At 68.4% G+C, this 23,218-nt stretch carries 27 protein-coding genes; 13 read left to right on the forward strand and 14 right to left on the reverse strand.

What is annotated here, in order from left to right:
- The first annotated feature begins 13 nt into the window (after positions 1–13).
- On the forward strand, positions 14–1,306 hold the full coding sequence (locus tag H5399_RS02365) for an ATP-binding protein (RefSeq protein ID WP_220490721.1): 1,293 nt from the start codon (positions 14–16) through the stop codon (positions 1,304–1,306).
- On the opposite strand, the gene H5399_RS02370 is transcribed toward H5399_RS02365, so the two are convergent.
- Entirely contained in the window at positions 1,303–1,986 is a 684-nt protein-coding gene (locus H5399_RS02370) for a DNA alkylation repair protein (RefSeq protein ID WP_182781415.1), read from the reverse strand. The two genes, H5399_RS02365 and H5399_RS02370, sit on opposite strands and share 4 nt — an antisense overlap.
- 71 nt (positions 1,987–2,057) lie before the next feature.
- On the opposite strand from H5399_RS02370, the gene H5399_RS02375 reads away from it, so the two are divergent.
- On the forward strand, positions 2,058–3,029 hold the full coding sequence (locus tag H5399_RS02375) for an NAD(P)-dependent oxidoreductase (RefSeq protein ID WP_182781416.1): 972 nt from the start codon (positions 2,058–2,060) through the stop codon (positions 3,027–3,029).
- A gap of 26 nt (positions 3,030–3,055) precedes the next feature.
- Here H5399_RS02375 and H5399_RS02380 read toward each other — a convergent pair whose 3' ends face one another.
- The 3 genes from H5399_RS02380 to H5399_RS02390 all read right to left on the reverse strand — a co-directional run bounded on the left by H5399_RS02380 (position 3,056) and on the right by H5399_RS02390 (position 5,782).
- The gene (locus tag H5399_RS02380; RefSeq protein WP_220489054.1) at positions 3,056–3,274 is read right to left on the reverse strand and encodes a DUF4332 domain-containing protein; all 219 of its coding nucleotides are present in this window, start codon (positions 3,272–3,274) and stop codon (positions 3,056–3,058) included.
- A 166-nt stretch (positions 3,275–3,440) separates the two neighbouring features.
- Positions 3,441–3,995, reverse strand: coding sequence for a carboxymuconolactone decarboxylase family protein (locus H5399_RS02385; RefSeq protein WP_182781418.1), 555 nt, complete (start codon positions 3,993–3,995; stop codon positions 3,441–3,443).
- Between the two features lie 1,214 nt (positions 3,996–5,209).
- Positions 5,210–5,782, reverse strand: coding sequence for a GNAT family N-acetyltransferase (locus H5399_RS02390; RefSeq protein ID WP_182781419.1), 573 nt, complete (start codon positions 5,780–5,782; stop codon positions 5,210–5,212).
- Positions 5,783–6,040: 258 nt separating this feature from the next.
- On the opposite strand from H5399_RS02390, the gene H5399_RS02395 reads away from it, so the two are divergent.
- On the forward strand, positions 6,041–6,550 hold the full coding sequence (locus tag H5399_RS02395; protein WP_182781420.1) for an ATP-binding protein: 510 nt from the start codon (positions 6,041–6,043) through the stop codon (positions 6,548–6,550).
- Positions 6,551–6,616: 66 nt separating this feature from the next.
- Here the strand turns inward: H5399_RS02395 and H5399_RS02400 are convergent, their stop codons facing one another.
- Complete coding sequence (locus tag H5399_RS02400) at positions 6,617–6,937, reverse strand: transcriptional regulator (RefSeq protein ID WP_182781421.1); 321 nt, start codon at positions 6,935–6,937, stop codon at positions 6,617–6,619.
- The gene (locus H5399_RS02405) at positions 6,934–7,410 is read right to left on the reverse strand and encodes a hypothetical protein (RefSeq protein WP_182781422.1); all 477 of its coding nucleotides are present in this window, start codon (positions 7,408–7,410) and stop codon (positions 6,934–6,936) included. The genes H5399_RS02400 and H5399_RS02405 overlap by 4 nt, the downstream gene beginning before the upstream one ends.
- Before the next feature lie 278 nt (positions 7,411–7,688).
- On the opposite strand from H5399_RS02405, the gene H5399_RS02410 reads away from it, so the two are divergent.
- Positions 7,689–8,579 (forward strand): hypothetical protein, encoded by an 891-nt coding sequence (locus tag H5399_RS02410; RefSeq protein WP_182781423.1) that lies wholly within the window; start codon positions 7,689–7,691, stop codon positions 8,577–8,579.
- A gap of 253 nt (positions 8,580–8,832) precedes the next feature.
- Here the strand turns inward: H5399_RS02410 and H5399_RS02415 are convergent, their stop codons facing one another.
- Positions 8,833–10,008: an IS110 family transposase gene (locus tag H5399_RS02415; RefSeq protein WP_220490723.1), complete on the reverse strand. Its 1,176-nt coding sequence runs from the start codon at positions 10,006–10,008 to the stop codon at positions 8,833–8,835.
- An 869-nt stretch (positions 10,009–10,877) separates the two neighbouring features.
- A complete protein-coding gene (locus H5399_RS18415; protein WP_182781424.1) occupies positions 10,878–11,894 on the reverse strand; it encodes a S41 family peptidase in 1,017 nt (338 codons plus the stop codon).
- Positions 11,895–12,059: 165 nt separating this feature from the next.
- Between H5399_RS18415 and H5399_RS02425 the strand changes: the two genes are divergently transcribed.
- From H5399_RS02425 to H5399_RS02440, 4 genes are all read left to right on the forward strand, one after another.
- A complete protein-coding gene (locus tag H5399_RS02425; protein WP_182781425.1) occupies positions 12,060–12,248 on the forward strand; it encodes a hypothetical protein in 189 nt (62 codons plus the stop codon).
- Between the two features lie 11 nt (positions 12,249–12,259).
- Positions 12,260–12,784 carry a hypothetical protein gene (locus H5399_RS02430; protein ID WP_182781426.1) on the forward strand — a complete coding sequence of 175 codons (525 nt, stop codon included), beginning with the start codon at positions 12,260–12,262 and terminating at the stop codon, positions 12,782–12,784.
- Positions 12,785–13,190: 406 nt separating this feature from the next.
- Entirely contained in the window at positions 13,191–13,418 is a 228-nt protein-coding gene (locus tag H5399_RS02435; RefSeq protein WP_182781427.1) for an antitoxin, read from the forward strand.
- The gene (locus tag H5399_RS02440; RefSeq protein WP_182781428.1) at positions 13,415–13,807 is read left to right on the forward strand and encodes a type II toxin-antitoxin system VapC family toxin; all 393 of its coding nucleotides are present in this window, start codon (positions 13,415–13,417) and stop codon (positions 13,805–13,807) included. Before H5399_RS02435 ends, H5399_RS02440 begins: the two co-directional genes overlap by 4 nt.
- A gap of 53 nt (positions 13,808–13,860) precedes the next feature.
- On the opposite strand, the gene H5399_RS02445 is transcribed toward H5399_RS02440, so the two are convergent.
- The 6 genes from H5399_RS02445 to H5399_RS02470 form a co-directional block, all read right to left on the reverse strand.
- Positions 13,861–14,439, reverse strand: a complete 579-nt coding sequence (locus H5399_RS02445; protein ID WP_182781429.1) for a type II toxin-antitoxin system RelE/ParE family toxin — start codon at positions 14,437–14,439, stop codon at positions 13,861–13,863.
- Positions 14,440–14,478: 39 nt separating this feature from the next.
- Entirely contained in the window at positions 14,479–14,814 is a 336-nt protein-coding gene (locus tag H5399_RS02450) for a type II toxin-antitoxin system Phd/YefM family antitoxin (protein ID WP_182781430.1), read from the reverse strand.
- 260 nt (positions 14,815–15,074) lie between these two features.
- Positions 15,075–15,386, reverse strand: a complete 312-nt coding sequence (locus H5399_RS02455) for an AzlD domain-containing protein (protein WP_182781431.1) — start codon at positions 15,384–15,386, stop codon at positions 15,075–15,077.
- The gene (locus H5399_RS02460) at positions 15,383–16,084 is read right to left on the reverse strand and encodes an AzlC family ABC transporter permease (RefSeq protein WP_370585667.1); all 702 of its coding nucleotides are present in this window, start codon (positions 16,082–16,084) and stop codon (positions 15,383–15,385) included. Before H5399_RS02460 ends, H5399_RS02455 begins: the two co-directional genes overlap by 4 nt.
- A 16-nt stretch (positions 16,085–16,100) precedes the next feature.
- Positions 16,101–17,489 (reverse strand): HAMP domain-containing sensor histidine kinase, encoded by a 1,389-nt coding sequence (locus H5399_RS02465; RefSeq protein ID WP_220489101.1) that lies wholly within the window; start codon positions 17,487–17,489, stop codon positions 16,101–16,103.
- A gap of 32 nt (positions 17,490–17,521) precedes the next feature.
- On the reverse strand, positions 17,522–18,208 hold the full coding sequence (locus H5399_RS02470; protein WP_182781433.1) for a response regulator transcription factor: 687 nt from the start codon (positions 18,206–18,208) through the stop codon (positions 17,522–17,524).
- Positions 18,209–18,306: 98 nt separating this feature from the next.
- Here H5399_RS02470 and H5399_RS02475 point away from each other — a divergent pair, with 98 nt between their 5' ends.
- The 5 genes from H5399_RS02475 (at position 18,307) to H5399_RS02495 (ending at position 23,218) form a co-directional block, all read left to right on the forward strand.
- The gene (locus tag H5399_RS02475; protein WP_182781434.1) at positions 18,307–18,765 is read left to right on the forward strand and encodes a low molecular weight protein-tyrosine-phosphatase; all 459 of its coding nucleotides are present in this window, start codon (positions 18,307–18,309) and stop codon (positions 18,763–18,765) included.
- 64 nt (positions 18,766–18,829) lie between these two features.
- The gene (locus H5399_RS02480) at positions 18,830–19,837 is read left to right on the forward strand and encodes an NAD-dependent epimerase/dehydratase family protein (RefSeq protein WP_182781435.1); all 1,008 of its coding nucleotides are present in this window, start codon (positions 18,830–18,832) and stop codon (positions 19,835–19,837) included.
- A 75-nt stretch (positions 19,838–19,912) separates the two neighbouring features.
- On the forward strand, positions 19,913–20,908 hold the full coding sequence (gene argF / locus H5399_RS02485; protein ID WP_182781436.1) for an ornithine carbamoyltransferase: 996 nt from the start codon (positions 19,913–19,915) through the stop codon (positions 20,906–20,908).
- 238 nt (positions 20,909–21,146) lie between these two features.
- A complete protein-coding gene (pdhA, locus tag H5399_RS02490; RefSeq protein WP_370585668.1) occupies positions 21,147–22,244 on the forward strand; it encodes a pyruvate dehydrogenase (acetyl-transferring) E1 component subunit alpha in 1,098 nt (365 codons plus the stop codon).
- A 14-nt stretch (positions 22,245–22,258) separates the two neighbouring features.
- Positions 22,259–23,218, forward strand: coding sequence for an alpha-ketoacid dehydrogenase subunit beta (locus H5399_RS02495; protein WP_220490821.1), 960 nt, complete (start codon positions 22,259–22,261; stop codon positions 23,216–23,218).

The raw sequence follows: 23,218 nt of genomic DNA on the forward strand, positions 1-23,218 counted from the left end.
GCGGCTGACTCTGGTGACCGCCGGATTGTTGGCGGTGGGGCTCTCCCTGGGGGCGGTCGCGTTGTCGACGGTGGTGTCCGCGAGCCGGGTGATTGCGCTGGACGAGCTGGCGGAGGCTCGGGCGCTGACGGTGTCGCGGCTGGTGGCCGATGACCGGCTGCCCGAGCCGCTACCGGTGGCGGAGCCGGGGGAGATCGCGCAGGTGCTCGACGGCGACGGCCTGGTGGTGGCGAGCTCGGCCAACGCGAGCCGGACGCTGCCGGTGGTGGCGCCGTCGGAGCTCCCGGCGCTCACGGGAGCCGGCCCCGCGACGATGCCGACGGCCTACGACGCGCGGGCGCGGGTGGTGGCCCGAGCGGCGGACTGGCGGGGGGCACCGGTGACGGTGGTGGTGGCGCTGCCGCTGCGCGACGTCGAGGGGGTGCTGCAAGCGCTGCGGGTGTCGCTGGTGGGGGTGGTGCCCACGTTGACGCTGCTGCTCGCGGGCGTCATCTGGCTGGCGCTCGGCCGGGCGCTGCGGCCGGTGGAGCAGCTCAGGGTGGCCGCCGCCCGGGTGGCCCGCGAGGGCGGGCCGGGCGCGTTGCCCGTGCCCGCAGCCGACGACGAGCTCGGGGCGCTTGCGCGGACCTTGAACGAGATGCTGGACCGCCTGGACCGGGCCGCGGCTCGGCAGCGCGGGTTCGTCGAGGACGCGGCCCACGAGCTGCGCTCGCCGATCTCGTCTCTGCGCGCCGCCGTCGAGGTGGCGGAGGCGCACCCGGCGGCCTTCACCAGCGGGGAGTTGGCGGCCGAGCTTGCGCCGGAGGTGCGGCGGATGCAGGCGCTCGTCGACGATCTGCTGCTGCTGGCGCGGGTGGGTGCGACGGGGGCGCGGCGAGACGACGCTGACCTGGCTGCCCTCGTCGGTGACGCTGTGGCCGGCGTGCGCGCGGGTGTCGCGGTGGAGGTGCGCGGAGCCGGGCGGGCGTGGGTGGACGCGGCCGCCGTCGGGCGGGTTGTGCGCAACCTGGTGGAGAACGCGGCCCGGCACGCCCGTGGTGTGGCGCGGGTGACGGTGTCCGACGGGGTGGTGGTCGTGGAGGACGACGGGGCGGGGATCCCGGCTGGGGATCGCGAGCGGGTCTTCGAGCGCTTCGTGCGGTTGGACGAGGCGCGTGAGCGCGAGGGCGGCGGCAGCGGGCTGGGCCTGGCGATCGCGCGGGAGATCGCCCGCGACCACGGCGGCGAGGTCACCCTGGGGGAGTCTGACCTGGGCGGGTTGAGCGCGACGGTGTCGCTTCCGGTGGGCCGTCCAGACGTGGACTAGGTCTCGCGCCGCGACACCATCTCCGCGATCCAGATCGGCGCGAACGGCGAGGTGCAGCCGGGCGGCGTCGGGTAGTCGCGCAGCACGCCCAGTCGCTCGCCGATCGAGACGGCGCGCTCACGCAGCGGCGGGTTCTCGATGCCGATCTGCGCGAGGCAATGGTTCATCGCCCACTGCAGCCGCTCGGGCGCCTCAGCCATCTGCGCCTCGATCAGGTCCAGAAGCCCGTCCAGATCGATACCCTGGGGGCTCCGCACCACGCGCTCGCTGGTCAGCGCCCACCCGGCGCTCGCGACGGCCGGGTCCGGGTCCGCGAACCAGGCCAGGCGCAGCGACTCCGCGTGGGTGCTCTTCTTGACGACGTAGTTGACGAGCCAGTCGTGCACCTTCGGCGAGCCGGCCCCACGGAGCATGCTGTCGAGCTCGTCGCGGGAGTACAGCTTCGGCCGGCAGATGAGCAGTGCGAGCAGCCGGGCGGCGGAGTCGCCGGTGGTCCACAGCTCGACGGCGAGGTCGTGGTTGGTCCTGACCCGCTTCGCCACGGCCCGCAGTCTCGTGAGGTTCACCCCGTGATCGTCGCCGTGGCGCTCGTTGACGGCCCGGATCTTGGGGTCCTCCAGCGCAGCAAGCTCGGCCAGCAGCTCGGCCGCCGTCGCTGCGGTGGTCGCCGCCTCGCTCATGTCGTCTCCCTCGTGATGTGCGGATTCAGCCTACGTCGGCAGCGGCGGGGCAAGCGCCCTAATGTGGCGACATGAGAATCGTTGTCATCGGCGGAAGCGGGCACATCGGGAGCTACCTTGTCCCGAGGTTGGTCCGGGCCGGGCACGACGTGGTCAGCATCAGCCGTGGTCAGCGAGCCAGCTACGTCGAGGACCCGGCCTGGCGGGATGTGCGTCAGGTGGTCGCCGATCGGGAGGCCGAGGAGCGCGAGGGGACCTTCACCGACCGCGTCGCTGCGCTCCGGCCCGACGTCGTCGTGGACCTGATCTGCTTCACGCTGGACTCTGCCACCGCGCTGGTCGAGCGACTCCGCGGGGAGACTGGGCACCTGCTGCACTGCGGGTCCATCTGGCGTCACGGCCCCAGCGAGCGCCTCCCGATCACAGAGGATGGCGGTACGCCGCCGGCTGGGGAGTACGGGATCGCGAAGTCCGCCATCGCGGCCATGCTGAAGGAGGAGACGAGGTCCGGCGGGTTGGTCACCACGTCGCTGCATCCGGGCCACATCGTCGGCCCCGGCTGGCATCCGATCGGCCCGCTCGGCAACGTCGATCCGACGGTGTGGCGCACCCTCTCAGCCGGCCAACCGCTCGAGATCCCCGGGCTCGGTGGCGAGTTCCTCCATCACGTGCACGCCGACGATGTGGCCCAGGCCTTCGAGGCGGCCATCGTGCACCGCACCGCGGCCGCGGGGGAGGACTTCAGTGTCGTGGCTCCGTCGGCGTTGAACGTGCGGGGGTACGCGAGGATCGCGGCGGGATGGTTCGGGCAGGCGGCGGAACTGCGCTCGGTGAGCTGGGACGAGTTCCGCGCGTCCGCCGCCGAAGGCGCCGCAGAGGCCAGCTGGGAGCACCTGCTGCGCAACCACTACCTCAGCATCGGGAAGGCGCGATACGCGCTCGGGTACGAACCCAGGTATCAGCCGGACGAGGCCATCCTCGAGTCAGTGAGGTGGCTGATCGAGCACGGAGAGTTGGAGGTCGCGGCGCCGCTGGTGGTGTAGCGAGCGCAGCCACCCTGAGCGATCACTCAGACGTCGAGTGCCTTCGCCTGCGTCACCCAGTCCTCACACTCAGCTACCGACAGCCCGATCACCGCTCCGTGACGGGTCTCGATCATCTCTTTCAGGTTGGCCGCGTTGCGGTGCCGGAGCTCCTTGACGGAGTCCACCCCGATGCTCTTGAGCATCTCCGCGTACTTCGGTCCGATGCCCTTGATCCTGGCGAGGTCGTTCTCTACGGATGCCATCACAGCTCCTCGAAGTGTTCGGTGCAATCCTTCGTTGGACTCATCCATCGTATCCAGCCCTGTCGCCGCGGGTGTCGATCTGACTAGGCCGCTCCTGGCCTTCTTGTCACGCCTCGTGCCCGGGTGTGAACCACAGAGCGTAAGCTCCGAGGCGGTCGCGAGGACCTCAGGGGTTCGGCACCCGGCACGCCTCGGTGAAGCCGGCCGGTGGAACACCGAGGGCCTGGATCACCCGCGCCCAGTAGTTCACCTGGGCGGCAGTGGTGGCAAGGATCACGATTTCACGCTCGCTGAACTCCGCCCTGAGCCGCGCCAGGTGCTCTGTGGGAAACGTCAGCGGTGTGGATGAGATCAGCCTTGCGTACTCGATGGCCAGCCGCTCCCGGTGGGTGAAGGTCTGGATGCCGTCAGGGTCGCCGCGGGCGAGCGCGGCCAGTTCGGCGTCGCTCAGCCCGGCGCGGTCATGCTCGTAGCTGTTCATGTCCACACAGAACGCACAGTTCGCGGTGATGGACGCGGTGACGCGGACCAGCTTCAGCAGCCGCTCGGAAGGTTCGCGATGCGCCACCAGCATTTCCAGCAGGCCGGAGCCGATCGCAGCCCTGGGATACCAGGCGAGCAGCCGGGCGGGCTCCATCCGGCGCTCTGTCGTGCGCTCGGCGATCCTGACCCCGAGTCGCAGCAGCGGATTCATCCGGCGCGGTTCACCGATCAGTGCCATGGCGCCATCATGGCAGCGCACTCGGACAATGGGCGGGAACTCCGCAACGCCAAGACCACGCGCGTCTTGTGGATGTCCCGGCCCAAAGGGTCGGGGTCTTAGGTTGTCGTCAGACAGCTGAGCGTTCGCTGTGGGGCTCAGCCACACACGCCATCCCGGTGGCTCAGGTGGCGCCCAGCGCCGTCGAAGCCCCGGACTGTGCGCTTCACGCTCCTGCCGAGGTGCTGATGCCGCCGGAATGGTGTCGTTGACGACGAGGGGTCTGCAACTTGCTACCCAGAGGGCGGCTTCTGCATATATGCGCAGATGCCGCTCTATGGGTAGCAAGTTGCAGACAAACACAAACCAGGGGGACCGTCTTTCCTCGCATGAGGGCGGGTTCGGCCGGGATACCACTCCGGCCCGCACGCGATGAACAACTACCGGATCTGCCGCGGACCGCTCGGACGTTCACAAGTTCCGGAGGTGGCGGACTGGGGTGTCGAGCTGCGCTTCACTCTGTGCACTTCTGCGCTCGGTAGTTTGTAGATCGGGACGCCCGGGGGAGGGTCGTCAAAAGTAGGGAGTGGGTCTTCCTGCTGCGGTGGCGGCGCCCCGTTCGTCAACGTTGGGTCCTGGAGGGATGTCAACGATGGCCGTGCGGTTCACGCTCATGCCGAGAGTCGGATGTCGCCAGATGGCCAAGTCCGAGTCGTGGGCAGTCGTCTGCGCCACATTGGCAGGTTTGGTGCCGTAGTCGACACCGAACCTGCCGATTGGCCCCCGCCGATCCGAGGCGTGGCCTCTGGCTGGCTGAGTGCCGCCGTGCGGTGTGGTCAGTCGAGCGGTTCCGTGGCGGTGTTGGTCGCTGCGGTGGAGATGTCGGTGTCGGCGTCGAGGGTGTCCGCGGTGGCGGGACGCCAGTGCGGGGGTCCACGCTCAGGGGGCGGAACAGAGGGTGCCGCTGCGGGCTCGTTTCCGCGCGCTCGGCTTCGGCACCTGGGGGTGGCGGGTGGCGATGTCCGCGGCGGAGTGGCGGTAGTGGCGGTGGCCTAGGGCCCGGTTGAACGTGGGCGGTGGCACTGGGGGACCGTCTCCGCGGTGGAGGCTCGGGTTGCAGCCCGCGTCTGAGGCGGGGTGACCCTCAAGCTTGACGCGACCTGTCCCCTCAGCGAACTGGCTGACACGGCCGGGTCACGGACCGCCTGAACGCCCGAAACTGCCGCGGGCCTGACCTAGTCGAGTCGAAACCGCATGAGCCAGCGAGGGTGGTTGGCGGCCGTCGCGACGGTTTTGGTGATGCGCTCGAAGCCCTCGGATTCGAAGAGCGTGGTGGTGCCTACGTAGGCCGCCGTCGAGTTCATCCGTCCGTCGCTGGTGTCGGCGGGGTAGGCCTGGATGATCGGCGCGCCGGCCTTCCGCACGTAGTCGACCGCTGCCTGGAGCAGGAGCCGTGCGAGCCCGCGGCCTTGGTGCTTCCTCCGGATGCGGAAGCAGACGACCGTCCAGGCCGGAGCCAGGTCGACCTGAGTCAATCGCTGGGAATTCTTCACGGCCGGCAGAAGCTCCAGAGGGCCGAAGCCAAGCCAACCGGCCACCTCGCCGTCCACGTACGCGATCAGGCCTGGGGGCACGTCGCCAACCAGCAGTTCCTTGAACTTCGCCTCGCGACCGTCAGGGGTGTCCTTCGGCCCGAATCGGGGAAGCACGCACCAGCAGCCTGGGCTCACGGCCGCGCATGCGTCTGTGAAGCGGTCCTCGGTCGCGGGCCAGATGCTAACGTCCTCACGCGCGAGTGGGCTCCGCATGGACACGACCATACGCGAGATCGGGCATGGCCCGCTTGGGCTCACTGACGCATTCGCTCGACCCCGGGCGCGCGACCGTCGGTCGGTCAGACACGGGTCGTCCCTCGGGCTGCCGACAGGCTCGAACCCAGGGAGTTGGCTGAAGCCTCGCAACATCCGACTCTGCCGCGGTCATCGCGCTCGATCGTGCCGATGGGCTGATTCAGCCGGCCGGCCCGTTCGTCGCCTTCCGCAGTGAACCTGTCCTAGGCTCGCCGTGTGGCTCGTGTCATTGTCGTGTGTGGTTTGCCGGGGAGCGGCAAGACGACCCTCGCCTCGGCGCTTGCGGCGCAACTCCCTGCGGCCTTTCTGCGCGTGGATGCCATAGAGACACCGCTGACGCTGGCGGGTATCGATGTCGGTCCGCTCGGCTATCAGGTGGTGCAGGAAGTAGCGGCGTCCAACCTGGCGTTGGGCATCCAGGTGGTGGTCGACCTCGTCGACCCGCTGCCCGAGACGCGCCGGCTGTGGCGCGAGCTTGCCGCACGGACCTCCTCCACGCTCGTCGTGCTTGAATGCGTGGTGCCCGAGGTCGCGGAGCACCGTCGCCGTGTGGAGGCGCGGCGTCCTGATTTGCCGGGCCAGGTTGTCCCTTCGTGGGACGAGGTGAGGGGCCGCGACTATGTCCCCTGGGACGAGGTGAGGGACGGACATCGGACCATTGTGGACATGACCGACACGGCGGCCGCCCTGATTCTGGCGCGGTCCCGGTTGTCGCTCGGTGGCTAGCTAGGCGGTGGTGGTTGCAGGCGAATTCGACAACCCATACGCCCTGATCTGCCGCGAGCCGGTGGCTTATTCGCGAGACGGTCCCTCGGTTTCGGTGAGTTGCCGGAGCGCGTGGACGTGGCCGAGGTAGGCGGTGCGTCCTGCGGGGGTGAGCCGGATCCAGGTTCGTGGTCTGCCGAAGGGTTGGGGGCGTTTTTCGAGGGTGAGGTAGCTCGCGTCGGCGAGCAGTTTGAGTTGCTTGGAGAGTAGTGACGGCGAGATCCCGAGGGCGTCTTCGAGGGCGCTGAACTCGAGGTCGGTGGCGGTCGCGAGGGCGGCGGTGATTCGGAGCCGGGTTGGGGCGTGGATCAGGTCGTCGAATCTGGGGGCGGGGGGTTCCCAGCTCATATGAGGTCGTAGCGGTCGTAGTCCCCGGCGGTGAGGCGCCGGACGCGGTAGCGGTCTTCAAAGCGCAGCCAGGCGTATCCGGCCATGGCCGCGATCAGTCCCGCCCCGAGGGAGTACCAGGGTTGCCAGTTGGGTGGTGCTTCGATTTGGCCCAGGACGAACAGCACGGCGTACAGCAGGGCGAACCTGAGCGTGCGAGCACCGATGGCGCGTTGGTCGAGCACCTGCCCTCGTCCGCGGGCCTGCCGGTGCAGGACAACCGCGAACACGAGCGAGCCGACGACCAGGACGACGATCGCGGCCACCCAGTATCCGGCTGTGCCGAGGGCGATGGTGGCGCCCGCCGCGGTGCTGATGCCCGCGTCGATCCACGCGGGCCGCCGGGTGGCCTGTGCGGCGGCGGTGCGTGACGCGATGATCTGCTCGAGGCTGGCCCGGGCCTCTTCAGGCGTGGGCTGCTCGTGGGCTTCCATGGCCGCCTCTCTGTGAGTTGGTTGACGATGTATCAAGTCTCTATCTTGGTTGTCGTTGCGTCAACCAACTTGGACGCCACCTGCCGCGGTCGCCCGGCCAGACGTACGGACATGCCACGACCTGTGCGCTCGTGGGGGGCGAGGCGCCTGAGCCTCCCTATGGCGTGCTTGGGTTCTGCGTGGTGGTCAGGCGACCTCTCCTCGCGCATGAGCGCGTTCCGATCGGCGCAACGCCCGGCGTCTTGGACTATTTCGCGTGGGTTGGTGAGACTGCAGCCATGACTGACCACGACGGCGAATCACTGTCGCCGCACAGGATCCGCGTCTTGTACGTGACTGATCTGGCGTACCAGGCGCGGGGGCGTCGCTATGGCGACGAGGACGTGTTCTTGTCCGATCGCCTTCGCTCTGACTTCGACATCGCCCTGTGCCACCCCAAGGACGCGGTCGTCTTCATGGACTCCTTCGACGTGGTCGTCGTTCGCAACAGCGGCCCCGTCATCCACTACCAAGGGCACCACGACGAGTTCCGCAGCCGCGCCCTGCAGGCCGGTACCCGGGTGTTCAACGAACTGACGGGCAAGGCCGACATGATCGGGAAGCAGTACCTGCCCGACCTGTACCGCGCCGGCTATCCGGTCATTCCCACGGTCGAACGGCTCCAGGACCTCGACCAGTTGCCGCCGGCGGTCCAGTACGTGGCAAAGCCCAAGTACGGCGCTGATTCGGTCGGTCTACAGTTCGTCGAACCCGACCGGTTGCGAGGGCTGAGCTTCGAGGACCTGCTGGTGCAGCCTCGCGTCGCCTTCGACTACGAGGTGTCGTTCTACTTCGTCGACCGCACCTTCGAGTATGCGCTCTACGCGCCCCATGCAGAGCAGCGATGGTTGCTCGAACTCTACGAACCGACCCAGGCCGATCTGTCCTTCGCGCAGCGGTTCATCGACTGGAACGACATCGTGCATGGGATCCAGCGCGTGGACGCCTGCCGCACACGGGACGGCGGCCTCCTTCTCGTCGAGCTTGAGGACCTCAACCCGTACCTGTCCCTGGAGCGAGTCGCTCCTCCCGTTCTGGATGCCTTCGTCCGGGACATGACGTCATCTATTGCGGCCCTGGCCAGGAAGTCACAAGCCTCAGGCCCGAGGTCCATGCCACGGTCGGGTTGACGGCGTCCGGGCGGCATGGTCGGAGGCTACTGACTCCGAACATCCTCTTCTGGCTCCCTTCTGTGTCAAGCCCGGGGCGTGGCGTTTTTCGGTTCCTCCGCTGTTGATGGTGTGCCGGTGCTCGGCGCGGTCAAGATCGTTCCTCCGGTGGGGGGCTCCATCTTGACCGCGCCTGCGCTCCGGCAGGTGGGCAGCGGCGAGGAACCGGCGGCGGTGTGAGCATCCCGGCCGGTCTGGCGTGCGACCTCGGTGTTCAGGTGGTGGCGGGTTGGGGTGTCCTACGCTGGCGGGTGACGGGTCCGGGAAGTGACTGATCCGAAGAGCCGGTGTGGGGATGTGAGCCGGCCACGCTGGATGTCAGTGTCGTTCCCCGGTGTCCTCCCGGGCCTGTCGCCATGGTGATGTAGTCGGTGAGCATCGTGCGGTAGACGATGTCGGACAGGCGCCGTTTCAGGCAGCGCATCGCCTCCATGGACGTCTTTCCGCTGGCCTTCTTGCGGTCGTAGTAGGCGCGGCCCTCGGTGGCGTTGCGGAGCTGGACGACGGCCATCAGGTGCAGCACCCGGTTGATCTGCCGGTTCCCGCCGCGGGACAGCCGATGGCGGACGTGGTCGCCGGAGGACGCGTCGATCGGGGCGGTCCCGGTCCACGACGCGAAGTGCGCCCGATTCGGGAAGCGGGTGATGTCACCGACCTCGACCAGGAGCCGGGCTGCGCCGGAGGGGCCGATGCCGTGCAGGTCGAGCAGCGCGGTGCGGGTGGCTTTCACGTGGGCGACGAGTTCCTTGTTGGCCTGCTTCTTGCGTTGGTAGATCCGCTCGAGGTCTTCAACCAGCTCCAGGGCGATCCGTTTGCGAGTGATGCTGACAACGTCGGATGGCTGCACGCCGGCCAGCAGTCGACGGGCCTGGGCGGCCGAGAGGTACCTTTTGGCGCCGCCGGGGATCAGCTCCAGCAGCAGTTGGTGCAACTGGCACACCTTCACGGTGTGTTCCTCACCGATCCGGCGGCGACGATCCACCAGCAGCCGCAGGATCTCGATCTGCTCGTGGGCCACGACCGGCCGCAGGCCGGCCATCCGGACCCCGACCAGGGTGATCGAGTGGGCGTCGGTGTCGTCGGTCTTGCGGCCCTGCCCGGTGGCGTAGAACCGGAGCCGTGCCGACAGCTTCGCCGGCACGTCCAGCACCGGCTCGGCGTCGGCGATCAGCCGTTGGGCGATGTGCCGGCCGATCCCTTCGCAGCCCTCCACCGCCCACACCCTCTCGGGCCATTGCCGGCCGTAGTCCCGCATCGCGGTGTAGCCGTCGGTGTCGGTGGTGAACTGGCCTCCACCCACGATGATCTCGTCGGCGGTCATCACCTCGATGGTGGCCGTCCGCTTGTGCGGATCCATCCCGATCACGACCCGTGGCATGTCCTGACTCATGATGTGCCCCCTTCCCCTTGTCCAATGAGGTTTCGGGCATGGGAGGGCACCGCTTCTACGAGCAGAGCATTCCCTTCTTGAGCCTCTCCCGCCCGTCGTCGGTGACCGGGGCAGCGCAGTCCAAATGAGAGTCACACGCGCCTTCATCGTGGACAGCCGCAAACGAGAGCGACCACCCCGGACACCTGAACCGAGCCTCGGCCAAGACCCGATCTACCGTCAATGAAACTAGAAGCCGCGAGGCGCAGCAGCACTGGGCACTCTTCTACCGCGCGCTCATGGCGGAGAGCGGCGGGGACCTTCCGCGGCCGCGCCGCGTGGGCGCGTAGTGGTCCCGCGCTGGCCCGGCGATCGTTGACTGGTGGGGCTTCCAGGGCCACTGTGGGCCTGTGTGTTGGATCGATTGACTGTTGCGGAAGCATGGGGGTGAGCGGGGTGGCCGAGGTGGATCCGATGGATGACACGATCTGGCGATGGGTCATTCATCACTACCGCTTCGACCCGGAGAGGCGGCAGCGTCGAGACGTCGTGGTGGCTGCCTTCGACAACGCGGCTGAGTTGGAGGCGGCGGTGAACCAGTACCACCTGGAGATCCAGGTCGGCATTGACGGCGGTGTCCGTGATGACCGTGAGCGTGTCACTGGCGTGGTGTGGCACCCGGGCTATCACAGTGAGCGGGCGCGGGGGCGGACCCTGGCGTCCTCTGGTTCGCGGCCCGGGAGCTGTGGCGCGGCGGGGACGGTGCCCTGTCCCGGCGCGGCGGATGGCGCGGCTTCCTCATCGCGTGTCTTGCCAACAGCATCCTCGCGACCGCCAGGGGCTTCCTCTAGACGGTATGGGTGACCCCACGCCTCAGCACATACGCACGGTCAGCGGTGGCACTGTGTGTTGAGCCAGGTCGCTGCGGTCTTGTGGGCAGTGTCCACGTCGGCGGACTGTTCGGGTGGTACCGGACCGCCGTTCCAGGTCTTGCCAGTACGGTCCACGTCGACTGCCGTGGTGATGAGGATCTGGGTGCCGTCGTACAGGCTCCTGACCTGGTTGGCCGACGAGTAGCCGGCCGTCGGCGCACCGAAGCTGCGCGCATGACCCAGGCCGCGGAAGGCCAGCACCGTCGCCTCCCCCGAACTGCCATTGTCCGGGCCCTGCAGCACCGCGATCGGCTGGGAGAGCTTCGCGGCATCGGCGACGGCCATCGAGACCTGACCGCCCTGGGACACTGTGCCGCCCTCCAAGGTCTCCCACACCACGGTGCCAGAGCGGTCCTTGAAGCCCACGAGGTTGCCGTCGGGCAACAAGGCCGACAGTCCTGCGAGCATGGGGCCCATGTCACCGCCATGATTGTGGCGCAGGTCCACGATCCAACCGCAGGTCGTGGCCGTGCGCGACGAGGCAATCCCGTTCGCCAACGTGTCCGCGTAGGTCTGTTTGAAGGCCTTGTCCGACACCGCCTGCTCCGGCACCACCACCGTGGTGATCCCTCCGGCGCTGCGCAGCGTCGGCAACGGCCGTTGCGGCATCGCCTCATCCAGGCCCTTGCCCGAATCCATCACCTTGCTGTGGTGACCGCCCGCGACGACCACCGCCCTGCGCAGCGCCGGGATGGTCTCCGCATAGGACTTCGCGTCCCGCGTGTCCGCGACGGCCTGTGCCCGGGCCGTGCGCCAGCTCTCACCAGTCGCGTAGTACCCGCCATCCATGATGCCCAGCGCAGCATCGGCATAGGCCGCAGGGCTCGGAGGCACCAGGTACACGCCATAACGCGGACCAAACTTCCAGACCGCGGCACCCGCCAGCAGAAGCAGGACGAGGAATGTGGCCACGATGACCTTCACACGTCGACGGATGCGCTGACGCCGGATACCTGGGGTGGTGGGGGTACTCACCCGCTCATGCTCCCCTGCCCGGGGGCCACCGTCAACCGGCCGAGTTGACTCATCAGAAACCTCCGCTTGTGCGGGGTCGTTGCCTCGGGTAGAAACCTCCGGTTAGGTGTGTCGTTGCCTCGGGTGAGGACCTCCGCGTGAGCACTATCACGGATGGAGCTGACGATGGGCCAACGCAAGGCCGTCACGAAGATGAAGGCCCTGGCCTACCGGGGCGCCGACCGGGCGGGCAAGACCCGGATCTTGGACGAACTGGTCGATCTGACCGGGTGGCACCGCGACTACGCCCGCGCGGCGTTACGGGATGCGCTGGTGCTCAAGGCGGTGGTGCCGCGTAAGCCCGGCAGGCCCTGACCGTCGCGACCGTGCTGGCAGCCGGCGGATGGCTGGCCACCTGCTGGCTGGCACGAATAGACCAGCTGCCCGGCGTCATCATCGTCGCGGGACACACCAGCCTCTGGTGGGCCGTCTGGTGTCTCCTGCTCACCTCTGCGGTCAGCCTGGTCGCCGCCGGGTTGCTGATCAGCGTCGCGATGACCCCGATACGCAAGCCTCTCCTGCGTGCAGCGGTCGGTGTGATCGGTTCGCTCGCCTGGGCGGTTGGCGCCTTCGCGCTCTTGGTCATCTGCTGGTTCAGCCTGTTCTGCCTCGGGCTCGAGGGCAGTCAGACCTTCGTCACCGCCGACGACGGGACAGCCGTGATGATCACCCAGGACGGGTTCGACGGCGACATGGTCGACTTCTACGACCCTGGCCCGGGACGGTGGTGGATCAGGCGAGACGATACGGCCCGGATCGATCCTCGAGACGGCCACTGCACCCTCACCACCACCAGCGCAACGCTCACCGTCACATGCGGCCACAGAAGGCAGACGATTCCCCGGAACTGACATCGCCGAGCGCCACTCGGGTTCGTCTCCGGCGGTCAACCGCAGTTGGCCGAAGACTTCCGCTAAGGGCGGTGTGCGGGGGCGCCTTGGCTTCGGTTCTCAGACCCTGCCGTCCACCTCGGCCGCTAAGCTAAGAGGCGCCTGCCTGGAGTCCGTTCGTGGCGCTGCCACGCAGTGGATGCTGGAAGAGGCGGCGACGAGTGAGGCCGGGGAACCACCCCGAAAGCCGACTACTCAGCGAGGCGCAGTCGCTTGGGACGACAACCTTGTCTACGCCATGAGCGACGCCGAATGGCGGACACGTCCCGCTTGGGTGTGACAGCCTCGCGTCCCAACGCGCGCTTCTGCCGCGGTGAGTCGGTGGGCCGTATTGATGGCGCCGCTTGCAGAGTGCTAGCATGTTGTCATGACGACCCTGTACATCCGTGACGTCTCCGACGACGTCGCCGCTACCTTGAAGGAACGGGCGGCGGCGGAAGGTATGTCGTTGTCGGCCTACGTCGCCGCCGAGTTGGCCAAGATCGCCACACGGCCCACCAACGAGCAGATCGTTGCTCGGCTCAGGGCGCGGGATCGCTCCAGTGGGCCCAGTTCCGACGACATCGTCGCTGCCGTGCAGGCGGGCCGCCGGTGATCGTGCTGGACGCCTCCGCGATGGTCGAGGCGCTGATCGGCAGCGAGGTGGCCGACGAGTTGCTGGATGCTCTCACCGGCGACGTGCACGCACCGCACCTGCTCGACGTCGAGGTGTTGTCCGTGCTGCGGGGCTTGCTCCTGGGCGGCAAACTCGATCCTGCTGTCGCGGAGGAGGTTCGTCGTGACCACTTCGCGTTCGTCATCAATCGCTACGAGGTCTCACCATTGGCTGATCGGATCTGGCAGTTGCGTCACCAGTACACGAGCTACGACGCCGCGTACCTCGCTCTGGCCGAGGCGCTGGATGCACCGCTGTACACCTGTGACGCGAAGCTCGACAGCGGCGGCCACCACGCCACGGTGCACCTACTCCATCGAACGCACTGATCTGCCGCGATGAGCGCAGCCGGCAGGGAGGGCAGCCTCAGCAGAAGGCCCAGCTACGTTCCCGAACCCGCACCGGAAATATGGTCCGTCCAAGCCCTCTCGGCTTCTTCGAGTGTCATCTCTTGGACCTGGGAGGCGGGGAGGTGCACCACGTAGAGCAGTGCGTCGGTCAACCATCTCGGGACTGGCTCAGGCTTCTCCGGTTCCGGGGTCGCGGTCAGGTCGCTTGCCTGCTTGGCGAAGAGCTCCAGAACCTCCGTGAGCGCCTTGGTCTTCGGTGAGGAGCCAGCGTTAGCGACGCGTTGCCTGATCTCTTCGTAGACCTCGTTGTCCTTGCGGTACCCAACTGCCCAGACCTCCGCGACCTCCACTCGGAAGTCTCCTGCGTCGTCCTGCACGACTCGCCATACGACGCGCCAGTCACGATCGCCGACGGTGATCTTGCGGTAGCCGATGAGACCGCCCAGCAAGGGGGCGCCTGCGTTGGGGTCGCGCTCGATCTGGATCATCTTCTTCAAGGCCCAGCGCACGATCTGCGGGTCGGCCTTGAACAGGGTCTCCAGGTCCTCGACCGCATCCCCGGTCAGGCGCACTAGACACCCGGGTACTTCCGGGTGCTTCTTCTCAACCATGCGTAACCGCCGGCCCGGGGCCGGTCCGGGGTTGCGTTGTCACTCGCGGCCGGTGGCTAGGTCAGCGTCGAGCTCGGCCTCGAGTTCCACCCGGTCGAACCCGAACGCGGCGATGGCGTCGTCCAGATCGGTGCGGCTGCCAGTGTCAGAGAGCTCGCGCGACAAGACGAGGGAAGCGGCGATCAGGTCAGCCCGAACACGGTGAAGCTCGTCGAACTGTTCAACGGAGATAACGGCAGCGACCGCGCGCCCGTGGCGCTCGACGATGATGTCCTCACCGCGCTCCGCATCCTTGACCAAGCCCGCGACACCGCGGCTGGAGGCTGCGGTAACGGACAGAGTCCGCTCGCGGTGCAGGTCAGCGAAGATGGTCATGACAAGAACTGTATAGGAATCTGTGCAGATTGCAAGAGCGTGCGCGTACCTCCCCGGTGAGAAGCTATCGATCCTGCGACTAGAGGTCTGGCCCAAGAGGGCCATTGAACGAGGGCTGCGCAACGTCCGGTCATGCCGCGGACCGCTCGGACGTTCACAGGTTCCGGAGGTGGCGGACTGGGGCGCCTCGCCGCAGGCCCGAGAAGCCGAAATTACACGGACGTAATCTGTGCACAGCTGTGGATAAGGCTGTGGAGAGATCACGCGAGGCCACCCAGGCGAGCCAACGCGGCGGCGGCAGCCCCGGCAATCACCACGAGCAGGAATGGCGCGCGCAGCACCAGGGCCACGGCGGCCACAAGCAGGGCCGCGGCGCGCGCGTCGAGCGCCACCGCAGTGCCAGATACGAACGCGTTGGTGGCCACGAGCGAGGCGAGCAGCCCGACCGTGACCCCGTGCGAGAGCTTCACGACCCACGGATTCTCGAGCCATCGCTCGGGAAGCAGGTAGCCGACCAGCTTGGTGACGTACGCGATCGCGCAGGCGGCCATGATCCAGAGCCACATCGTCATCGTGGGACACTCCGATCGACGTCCGGCGCGACCGTCGAGTCGCGGCGATGCTGGGCCAGAGTCATCGCCACCGCGACACCTGCCGCCACGATGATCGGAATCCCCGGCGGTACGAACGGTGCCACCGCCACCGTCACCACGGCGGCCGTCACCGCGATCGCGATCGGGTCGCGGCTCCGTAGCCGCGGCCACAGCAAACCCAGGAACGCCGCGACAGCCGCGCCGTCGAGCCCCCAGGCCTTCGGGTCGCCCAGGGCGTCGCCGAGGAGGGCCCCCAACAGTGTGAACAGGTTCCACAGGACGAACACCGCGACACCTCCAGCCCAGAACCCCCGCCGCTCCTCGACGGGGTCCTCCGCGGCCGACGCGGTGGCGATGGACTCGTCGATGGTCAGGTGCGCGGCCACGAAACGTCGCCAGCCGCGCGGGCGGAGCATGGCGTTGGCGGTGACCCCGTAGATCGCGTTGCGGACCCCCAGCAGCGAGGCGGCTGCGGTCGCCGACGCCAGCGCCCCACCTCCGCCGACGACGCCGACGAACGCGAACTGCGAGCCGCCGGTGAACATCAGCAGGCTGAGCACGCATGCCTGCCCCACCGTCAGGCCGGCAGCCACGGCCAGTGCCCCGAACGAGATCCCGTAGAGCCCCGTCGCGACGCCCACCGACAGCCCGCGCCGCTGCGCGGGGCTCAGCGCCACCCTCACTCCACTGACCTCACAGGACAGACTGTTCCGCGGACTCGGCGATCACCGGCAGCCGCAGCACGAACTTCGCCCCGCGGTCCGGGTCGTTGCCCGCGCGCACCGAGCCGCCGTGCGCCCGCGCCGTGTGATCCACGATGGAAAGCCCCAGCCCGGTGCCGGGGGTGTTCCGCGCCCGGTCCGAGCGGTAGAAGCGGTCGAAGATCAGCGGGAGGTCCTCGTCGGCGATGCCCGGGCCCTCGTCGACGACGGTGAGGGTGCCGTCTTCCAGCGTGACCACGATGGTGCCGTAGGAGGGTGAGAACTTCACGGCGTTGTCCAGAAGGTTGGTGATCGCGCGCTCCAGCGTCGACGGATCCCCCATCACGGGGGTGGGCTCCAGGGTGACGTCGAAGGTGATGTTGGGGCCTCGACGGCGGGCGCGTTCGATGGCGGACTCCGTCACCTCCGCCATGTCCAGGAGCTCGTGCGGGCGCTGGAGGTGGTCGTCGCGGGTGAGTGCCACGAGGTCTCCCACCAGTGCGGAGAACTCGCCCAGCTGCGCGGCGACGTCGCCCAAAATCACCGAGCGGGCGCCCTCCGGGAGCATGCCGGAGGTGTCGTCGGCCAGCAGCAGCTCGATGTTGGTGCGCATCGACGTGAGGGGGGTCCGCAGCTCATGCCCGGCGTCGGCGATCAGCTGGCTCTGCTGCTCCCGCGACGTCTGCAGCGAGCGCAGCATGAGGTTGAACGACTTGGTCAGCTCACCCAGATCATCTCGACCGTAGATCCGGATGGGGTTGAGCTGATCGGTCTGCGTGACGGATTTCACGGCCTGCGAGAGTCGACGCACGGGAGCGAGCACCGTCTGCGCCGCCCACAGCGCCGCGAGCGTGGTGGTCAGAACGCCCAGCGCGCCGGCCGCCAGCAGCGCGGCCCACAGTGAGCCGAGCGTGGATTCCAGTGCGACGGTGGGCCGCCCGTAGATCACGGCGTAGAACGCCCCGTCCACCGACATCGGCACCGACACCACGCGGTAGGAGGTGCCGTCCGCATCCAGGGTGCGGGCCGAGGACCCGGACTGCATCCGCGCCACCGCGATCTCCTCGGACCCGGCAGGCAGGGACACCGGCTGGCCGGGCACCTGCTTGACCAGCCCATCCGCCGCGACAAGAGCGAGCAGCCCATCGGAAGACCCCATCAGGTCGCCCGAGAGCCCGCCCATGTTGGACACGTTCGACGCGATGGTCCCGGACGCCGTCTGGGCCACCGCCACCAGCTCACGATCCAACTGCTCCAGCAGGGACCACCGCGTCACGACGTAGGAGGTGGTGCCGACGACCAGGACCGACAGCGCCACGCTGATGCCCGTCAGGAGGGCAAGGCGCCACTGCAGCGACTGGCCACTGACGAGGCGGCCCAGGCCGCGGCGAAGCCGGATCCACCAGCTTCCGATCACGGGGGAGTTTCACGCAGGACGTAGCCGATGCCGCGCACTGTGTGGATGAGCCGGGGCCGGCCGCCAGCTTCGGTCTTGCGCCGCAGATACCCGATGTAGACCTCGAGCGAGTTGGCCGTGGTGGGGAACTCGAAGCCCCACACCTCATTGAGGAGGGTATTGCGCTCCATGACGCGGCGCGGGTTCTCCATGAACACCTGCAGCAGCGCGTACTCGGTGCGGGTGAGCGAGATGTGCTGCCCGGCGCGCGTCACCTCGCGGTGCTGCGTGTCCAGCGTGACGTCCTGGAAGGTCAGGACCCGCGACTCCGCCTCCGGCACCGGCTTCGAGCGCCGGGTCAGCGCCCGCAGGCGCGCCAGGAGCTCGTCGAGGGCGAAGGGCTTGACCATGTAGTCGTCTGCGCCGGCATCGAGCCCGTCCACGCGATCCCCGACGGCGTCGCGCGCAGTCAGGATGAGGATGGGGGTGTCGTTGCCGCCGTCCCGGAGCATTCGGGTGGTCTCGAGGCCGTCGAGACGGGGCATCATCACGTCCATGATGATGGCGTCGGGTGTGTAGCTGACCAGCTTCGCGAGGGCCTCGACGCCGTCCGCGGCGGTCTGCACATCGTCGCCCGTGTAGGTCAGTGAGCGGGCGAGCGAATCGCGTACCGCCTGATCATCGTCAACCACCAAGATCTGCATGATCGTCCCCCCAAACCTTCCTCCACGCCGGTGGCTCATTCTAGCCACCTGTGCCCCCGGCCTCGGTGAGCCAGACCCGCGCGGCTAAAGTGTGACCAATGTCAACGATTCTCTTCGTATGTTGGGGCAACATTTGTCGCTCCCCGATGGCCGAGCGGGTTGCACGGCGCCGAGCCGAGGAGCGTGGGCTCGACGTGCGGATCGCCAGCTTCGGGGTGTCCAGCGACGAGGTGGGCAACCCCATCGACCACCGCGCCGCGCGCACCCTGGAGCGTGCCGGCTACGACGCTTCGGGGCACCAGGCGCGCAAGATCGGGGCAGCCGACATCAAGGGCGCGGACCTCGTGGTGGCCGCAGAGCCGCTGCACGTCGCCCGCCTGCAGCGCATCGCCCCGTGTGCCAAAAACATCGTTCTGCTCAACGACTTCAACCCGGACAAGACCAAGGGGGAGCCGCTGACTGACCCGTGGTACGGCACGGAGGAGGGGTTCGAGGAGACGCTGGCAGACATCGAGGCCGCCGTCGACGCCGTGCTCGAGGCCGTCACCCGCGACTGATCCGGGGCGCGGCTATCGCACCCAGTCCGCACCAGCAGTGGTGGCTGGATGGAAGGATGCGGGGATGGCACTCACACGCAATCCCCTGGACATGCTGTTCATCGGCGGCAGCGGCATCATCAGCCACGCGAGCGTGGAACGGGCAGTCCGGCTCGGCCACCATGTGACGGTCCTCAACCGGGGGCAGTCCACCACGCACCCGCTTCCCGAGGACGTGGAGTTCCTGGTGGCCGACGTGCACGACGGTGCCGCCGTCGACGAGGTCCTCCGCGGCCGCGGGTTCGACGTCGTGGCCCAGTTCGTCGCCTTCACCCCGGACCACGTGGGGCGCGACGTGGCCCGCTTCGCCGGGCGCACCGACCAGTACGTGTTCATCTCCTCGGCTTCGGCCTACCAGAGCCCGCCGTCGCGGATGCCGGTGACCGAATCGACCCCGCTGCGCAACCCGTTCTGGGAGTACTCGCGCAACAAGATCGCCTGCGAGGACCTCCTCGTGGCCGAGTACCGCGACAACGGATTCCCCGCCACGATCGTGCGCCCCTCCCACACCTACGACCGCACCCTGCTGCTCACCACCGGAGGCTGGACGGACATCGCCCGGCTCCGGGCCGGCCGGCCTGTTGTGGTGCACGGCGACGGCACCACGCAGTGGACCGTGACGCACTCGGCCGACTTCGCCGTCGGTTTCACCGGTCTCCTCGGCAACCCGCAGGCGGTGGGCGACACCTTCCAGATCATGGGCGACCACGCACCCACCTGGGACCAGATCTACACGTGGCTGGCCCATGCGGCCGGGGTGGCCAGCCCCGAACTGGTGCACGTGGCGTCGGAGACCATCGCGCGGGTGCTGCCCGACGTCGGACCCGGGCTCCTCGGAGACAAGGCGCACTCCATGGTCTTCGACTGCTCGAAGCTGCGGGCACTGGTGCCGGAGTTCAACCCGACGATCACCTACGACCAGGCGGTCGCGGAGCAGGTCGCCTGGTGGGACGCGCACCCGGAGAGGCAGATTGTCGACAGGGCGATGGATGCGGGCTTCGACAGGCTCGTCGACCACGCCAGATCGGTGTGACGGCCGGCCGCGGCGGGCCGCGGACGGCGCGGTAGCCTGTGTCCTTCCCTGGATCGCGAGCGAAAGGCGACGACGATGAGCCTGCTGGGCCGCAGCTTCCTCAAGGAGCTGGACTTCACCCCCGACGAGTGGCGCGGGCTCCTGGACCTCGCGGCCGAGCTGAAGGCGCAGCGCCGCGAGCGTCGCGAGAGCCCGCTCCTCGCCGGAAAGCAGGTGGCCCTGCTGTTCGAGAAGACCTCCACCCGCACCCGGTGCGCGTTCGAGGTGGCTGTCGCGGATCAGGGCGGCACCACCACCTATCTGGACCCGGCCGGCTCGCAGATCGGCCACAAGGAGTCCGCCGCGGACACCGCCCGCGTCCTCGGCCGCTGGTACGACGCGATCGAGTACCGCGGTTCCGGGCAGGACGTCGTCGAGACCCTGGCGGCCCACGCCGGTGTCCCCGTCTACAACGGGCTCACCGACGACTGGCACCCCACCCAGATGCTGGCGGACCAGCTCACCATGATCGAGCACAGCGGCAAGCCGTTGGAGGAGGTTTCGTTCGCGTTCCTCGGCGATGCCCGCAACAACGTGGGCAACTCTCTGCTGATCAGCGGCGCACTGATGGGCATGGACGTGCGGATGGTGGCGCCGGCGTCGCAGCAGAACGCGGCCGAGATCGTCGCTGAGGCGCGCCGCCTCGCGGAGTCGACGGGTGCGCGGATCACCGTCACCGACGACGTGGCCGCGGGTGTCGCGGGCGTGGACTTCGTCTACACCGATGTCTGGGTCTCGCTCGGTGAGCCGAAGGAGGTGTGGGCCGAGCGAATCGAGCTGCTTCGCCCGTATCAGGTCAATGCCGAGCTGATGCGGGCCACCGGCAACCCGGCCACCAAGTTCATGCACTGCCTGCCCGCGTTCCACGACCTCAACACGACGGTGGGTCGGGACCTGTTGGAGCAGTTCGGCATCGAGGGCGTTGAGGTGACCGACGAGGTGTTCGAGTCCGAGGCGAGCGTCGTGTTCGACCAGGCGGAGAACCGGATGCACACCATCAAGGCGGTGCTGGTCGCCACGCTTGCCGGCTGACCTCCTCTGCTGGCTGAGGTGCCGCGCAGCGGCCTCGCTCCCTTTCCCGCTGGCTGAGGTGCCGCGCAGCGGCCTCGAAGCCTCAGAGACGCGAGCTGACAACGTCACTTCTCTTGGGCTTCGAGGCTCGTCGCTGCGCTCCTCGCTCCTGAGCCAGCGAGGGGTCTGCCGCTGGAGTCCCTTTCGAGGCGCCCAAGACGTAAGCTACGGATGCGTAAGTTAGTGGAGAGGAGGCCGCGTGCGCGGTCAAAGCCAGGACATGGTGCAGCTGCTGACCCCTGAGGGTCGACGCGTGAGTCACGACGACTTCGAGTTCACCGGCACCACCGCGGACCTCGTCGGCTACCTCCGCGACATGGTCCTCGCCCGGCGCTTCGACGCCGAGGCCACCGCCCTCCAGCGGCACGGCGAGCTGGGCCTGTGGACCCCGCTGATCGGGCAGGAGGCCGCCCAGGTGGGCTCGGCCCACGCACTCCGCCCCGCCGACGTGGTGTTCCCGTCCTACCGTGAGCACGCCGTCGCCATGGTGCTCGGCGTCCCGCTCACCAACATGCTGTCGCTGTTCCGCGGCACCAACGGCGGCTACTGGGAGAAGCTGGACACCTTCAAGAACTACCAGATAGTCATCGGCTGCCAGGCGCTGCACGCCACCGGCTACGCGATGGGCCTGCAGCTCGACGGCGCCGTCGGCAACCACGACGACGAGAAGAACGCCGGCGTCATCGTCTACCACGGCGACGGCGCCGCCAGCCAGGGCGACGTCAACGAGGCCTACGTGTTCGCCGCCTCCTACAACGCGCCGGTGGTGTTCTTCTGCCAGAACAACCAGTGGGCCATCTCGGAGCCCATCGCGCTGCAGTCGCGCATCCCCCTGTTCCAGCGCGCCCAGGGGTTCGGCTTCCCCGGCGTGCAGGTGGACGGCAACGACGTGCTGGCCGTGAAGGCCGTCACCGACTGGGCGATGGCCCGGGCCCGCGCCGGCGAGGGGCCGGCCTTCATCGAGGCCTTCACTTATCGGATGGGCGCCCACACCACCTCCGACGACCCCACCAAGTACCGCGAGCGGTCCGACGAGGAGGAGTGGCGCGGCCGCGACCCCATCGCCCGCCTCAGCACCTATCTCCGCGCGGAGGGCGCCGTCGACGACGAGTGGTTCGCCGGCGTCGACGCCGAGGCCAAGGAGTTGGGGGCCGCCGCCCGGGCGTCGATCCCCCTGATGGAGAACACCACCATGGACAAGCTGTTCGCCACGGTCTATGCCGAGCCCACCGTCGCGCTGGAGGCGCAGCGCCGCGAGTACGCCGAGTTCGCCGCGAGCTTCGGGGAGGACGCGTGAGCGAGACCCTGACCATGGCCAAGGCCCTCAACCGTGGGTTGCGGCGCGCCCTGCAGGCTGACCCAAAGGTGCTGCTCGCCGGTGAGGACATCGGCAAGCTCGGCGGCGTCTTCCGGATCACCGAGGGCCTGCAGCAGGAGTTCGGGGAGAATCGGGTGGTCGACTCGCCGCTGGCCGAGTCGGGCATCATCGGCACCGCTGTGGGTCTCTGCATGCGCGGCTACCGGCCGGTGCTGGAGATCCAGTTCGACGGCTTCGTCTTCCCCGGCTTCTCCCAGATCGTCACGCAGGTGGCAAAGCTGCACATGCGCACCGGGGGACACACCAGGATGCCCATGGTGATCCGGATCCCCTACGGCGGTGGGATCGGGGCCATCGAGCACCACTCGGAGTCGCCCGAGGCCTACTTCGCGCACACCCCCGGGCTCAAGGTGGTCACGTGCTCGAACGCCAACGACGCGTACTGGATGATCCAGCAGGCCATCGCCTCCGATGACCCCGTGGTGTTCTTCGAACCGAAGCGGCGCTACCACGTCAAGGACACCGTCAACTTCTCGGCCCGCCCGGCTCCGATGCACCAGGCGCAGGTGGTGCGCTACGGCACGGACGCCACGCTCCTCGCCTACGGGCCGATGGTCAGGACCTGCCTGGATGCCGCGGTGCTCGCAGCCGAGGAGGGGACGTCCCTGGAGGTGGTGGACCTGCGCACACTGAGCCCCGTCGACTGGGTCACCATCGAGTCCTCAGTGAGGCGCACGCGGCGCGCCGTCGTCGTGCACGAGGCGGCCAAGACGCTGGGGCTCGGCGCCGAGATCGCCGCCAAGCTCCACGAGGACCTCTTCTACGTGATGGAGGCCCCGGTCCAGCGGGTGGCCGGCTACGACATGCCGTACCCGCCGGCCAGGGTGGAGGAGGAGTACCTTCCGAGTGTGGACCGGATCCTGGACGCCGTCGACCGTTCACTCGCCTACTAG

Origin of the sequence: Tessaracoccus sp. MC1627 (genome assembly GCF_014164725.1) — a bacterium.
In the GTDB taxonomy this organism is placed as follows: domain Bacteria; phylum Actinomycetota; class Actinomycetes; order Propionibacteriales; family Propionibacteriaceae; genus Arachnia.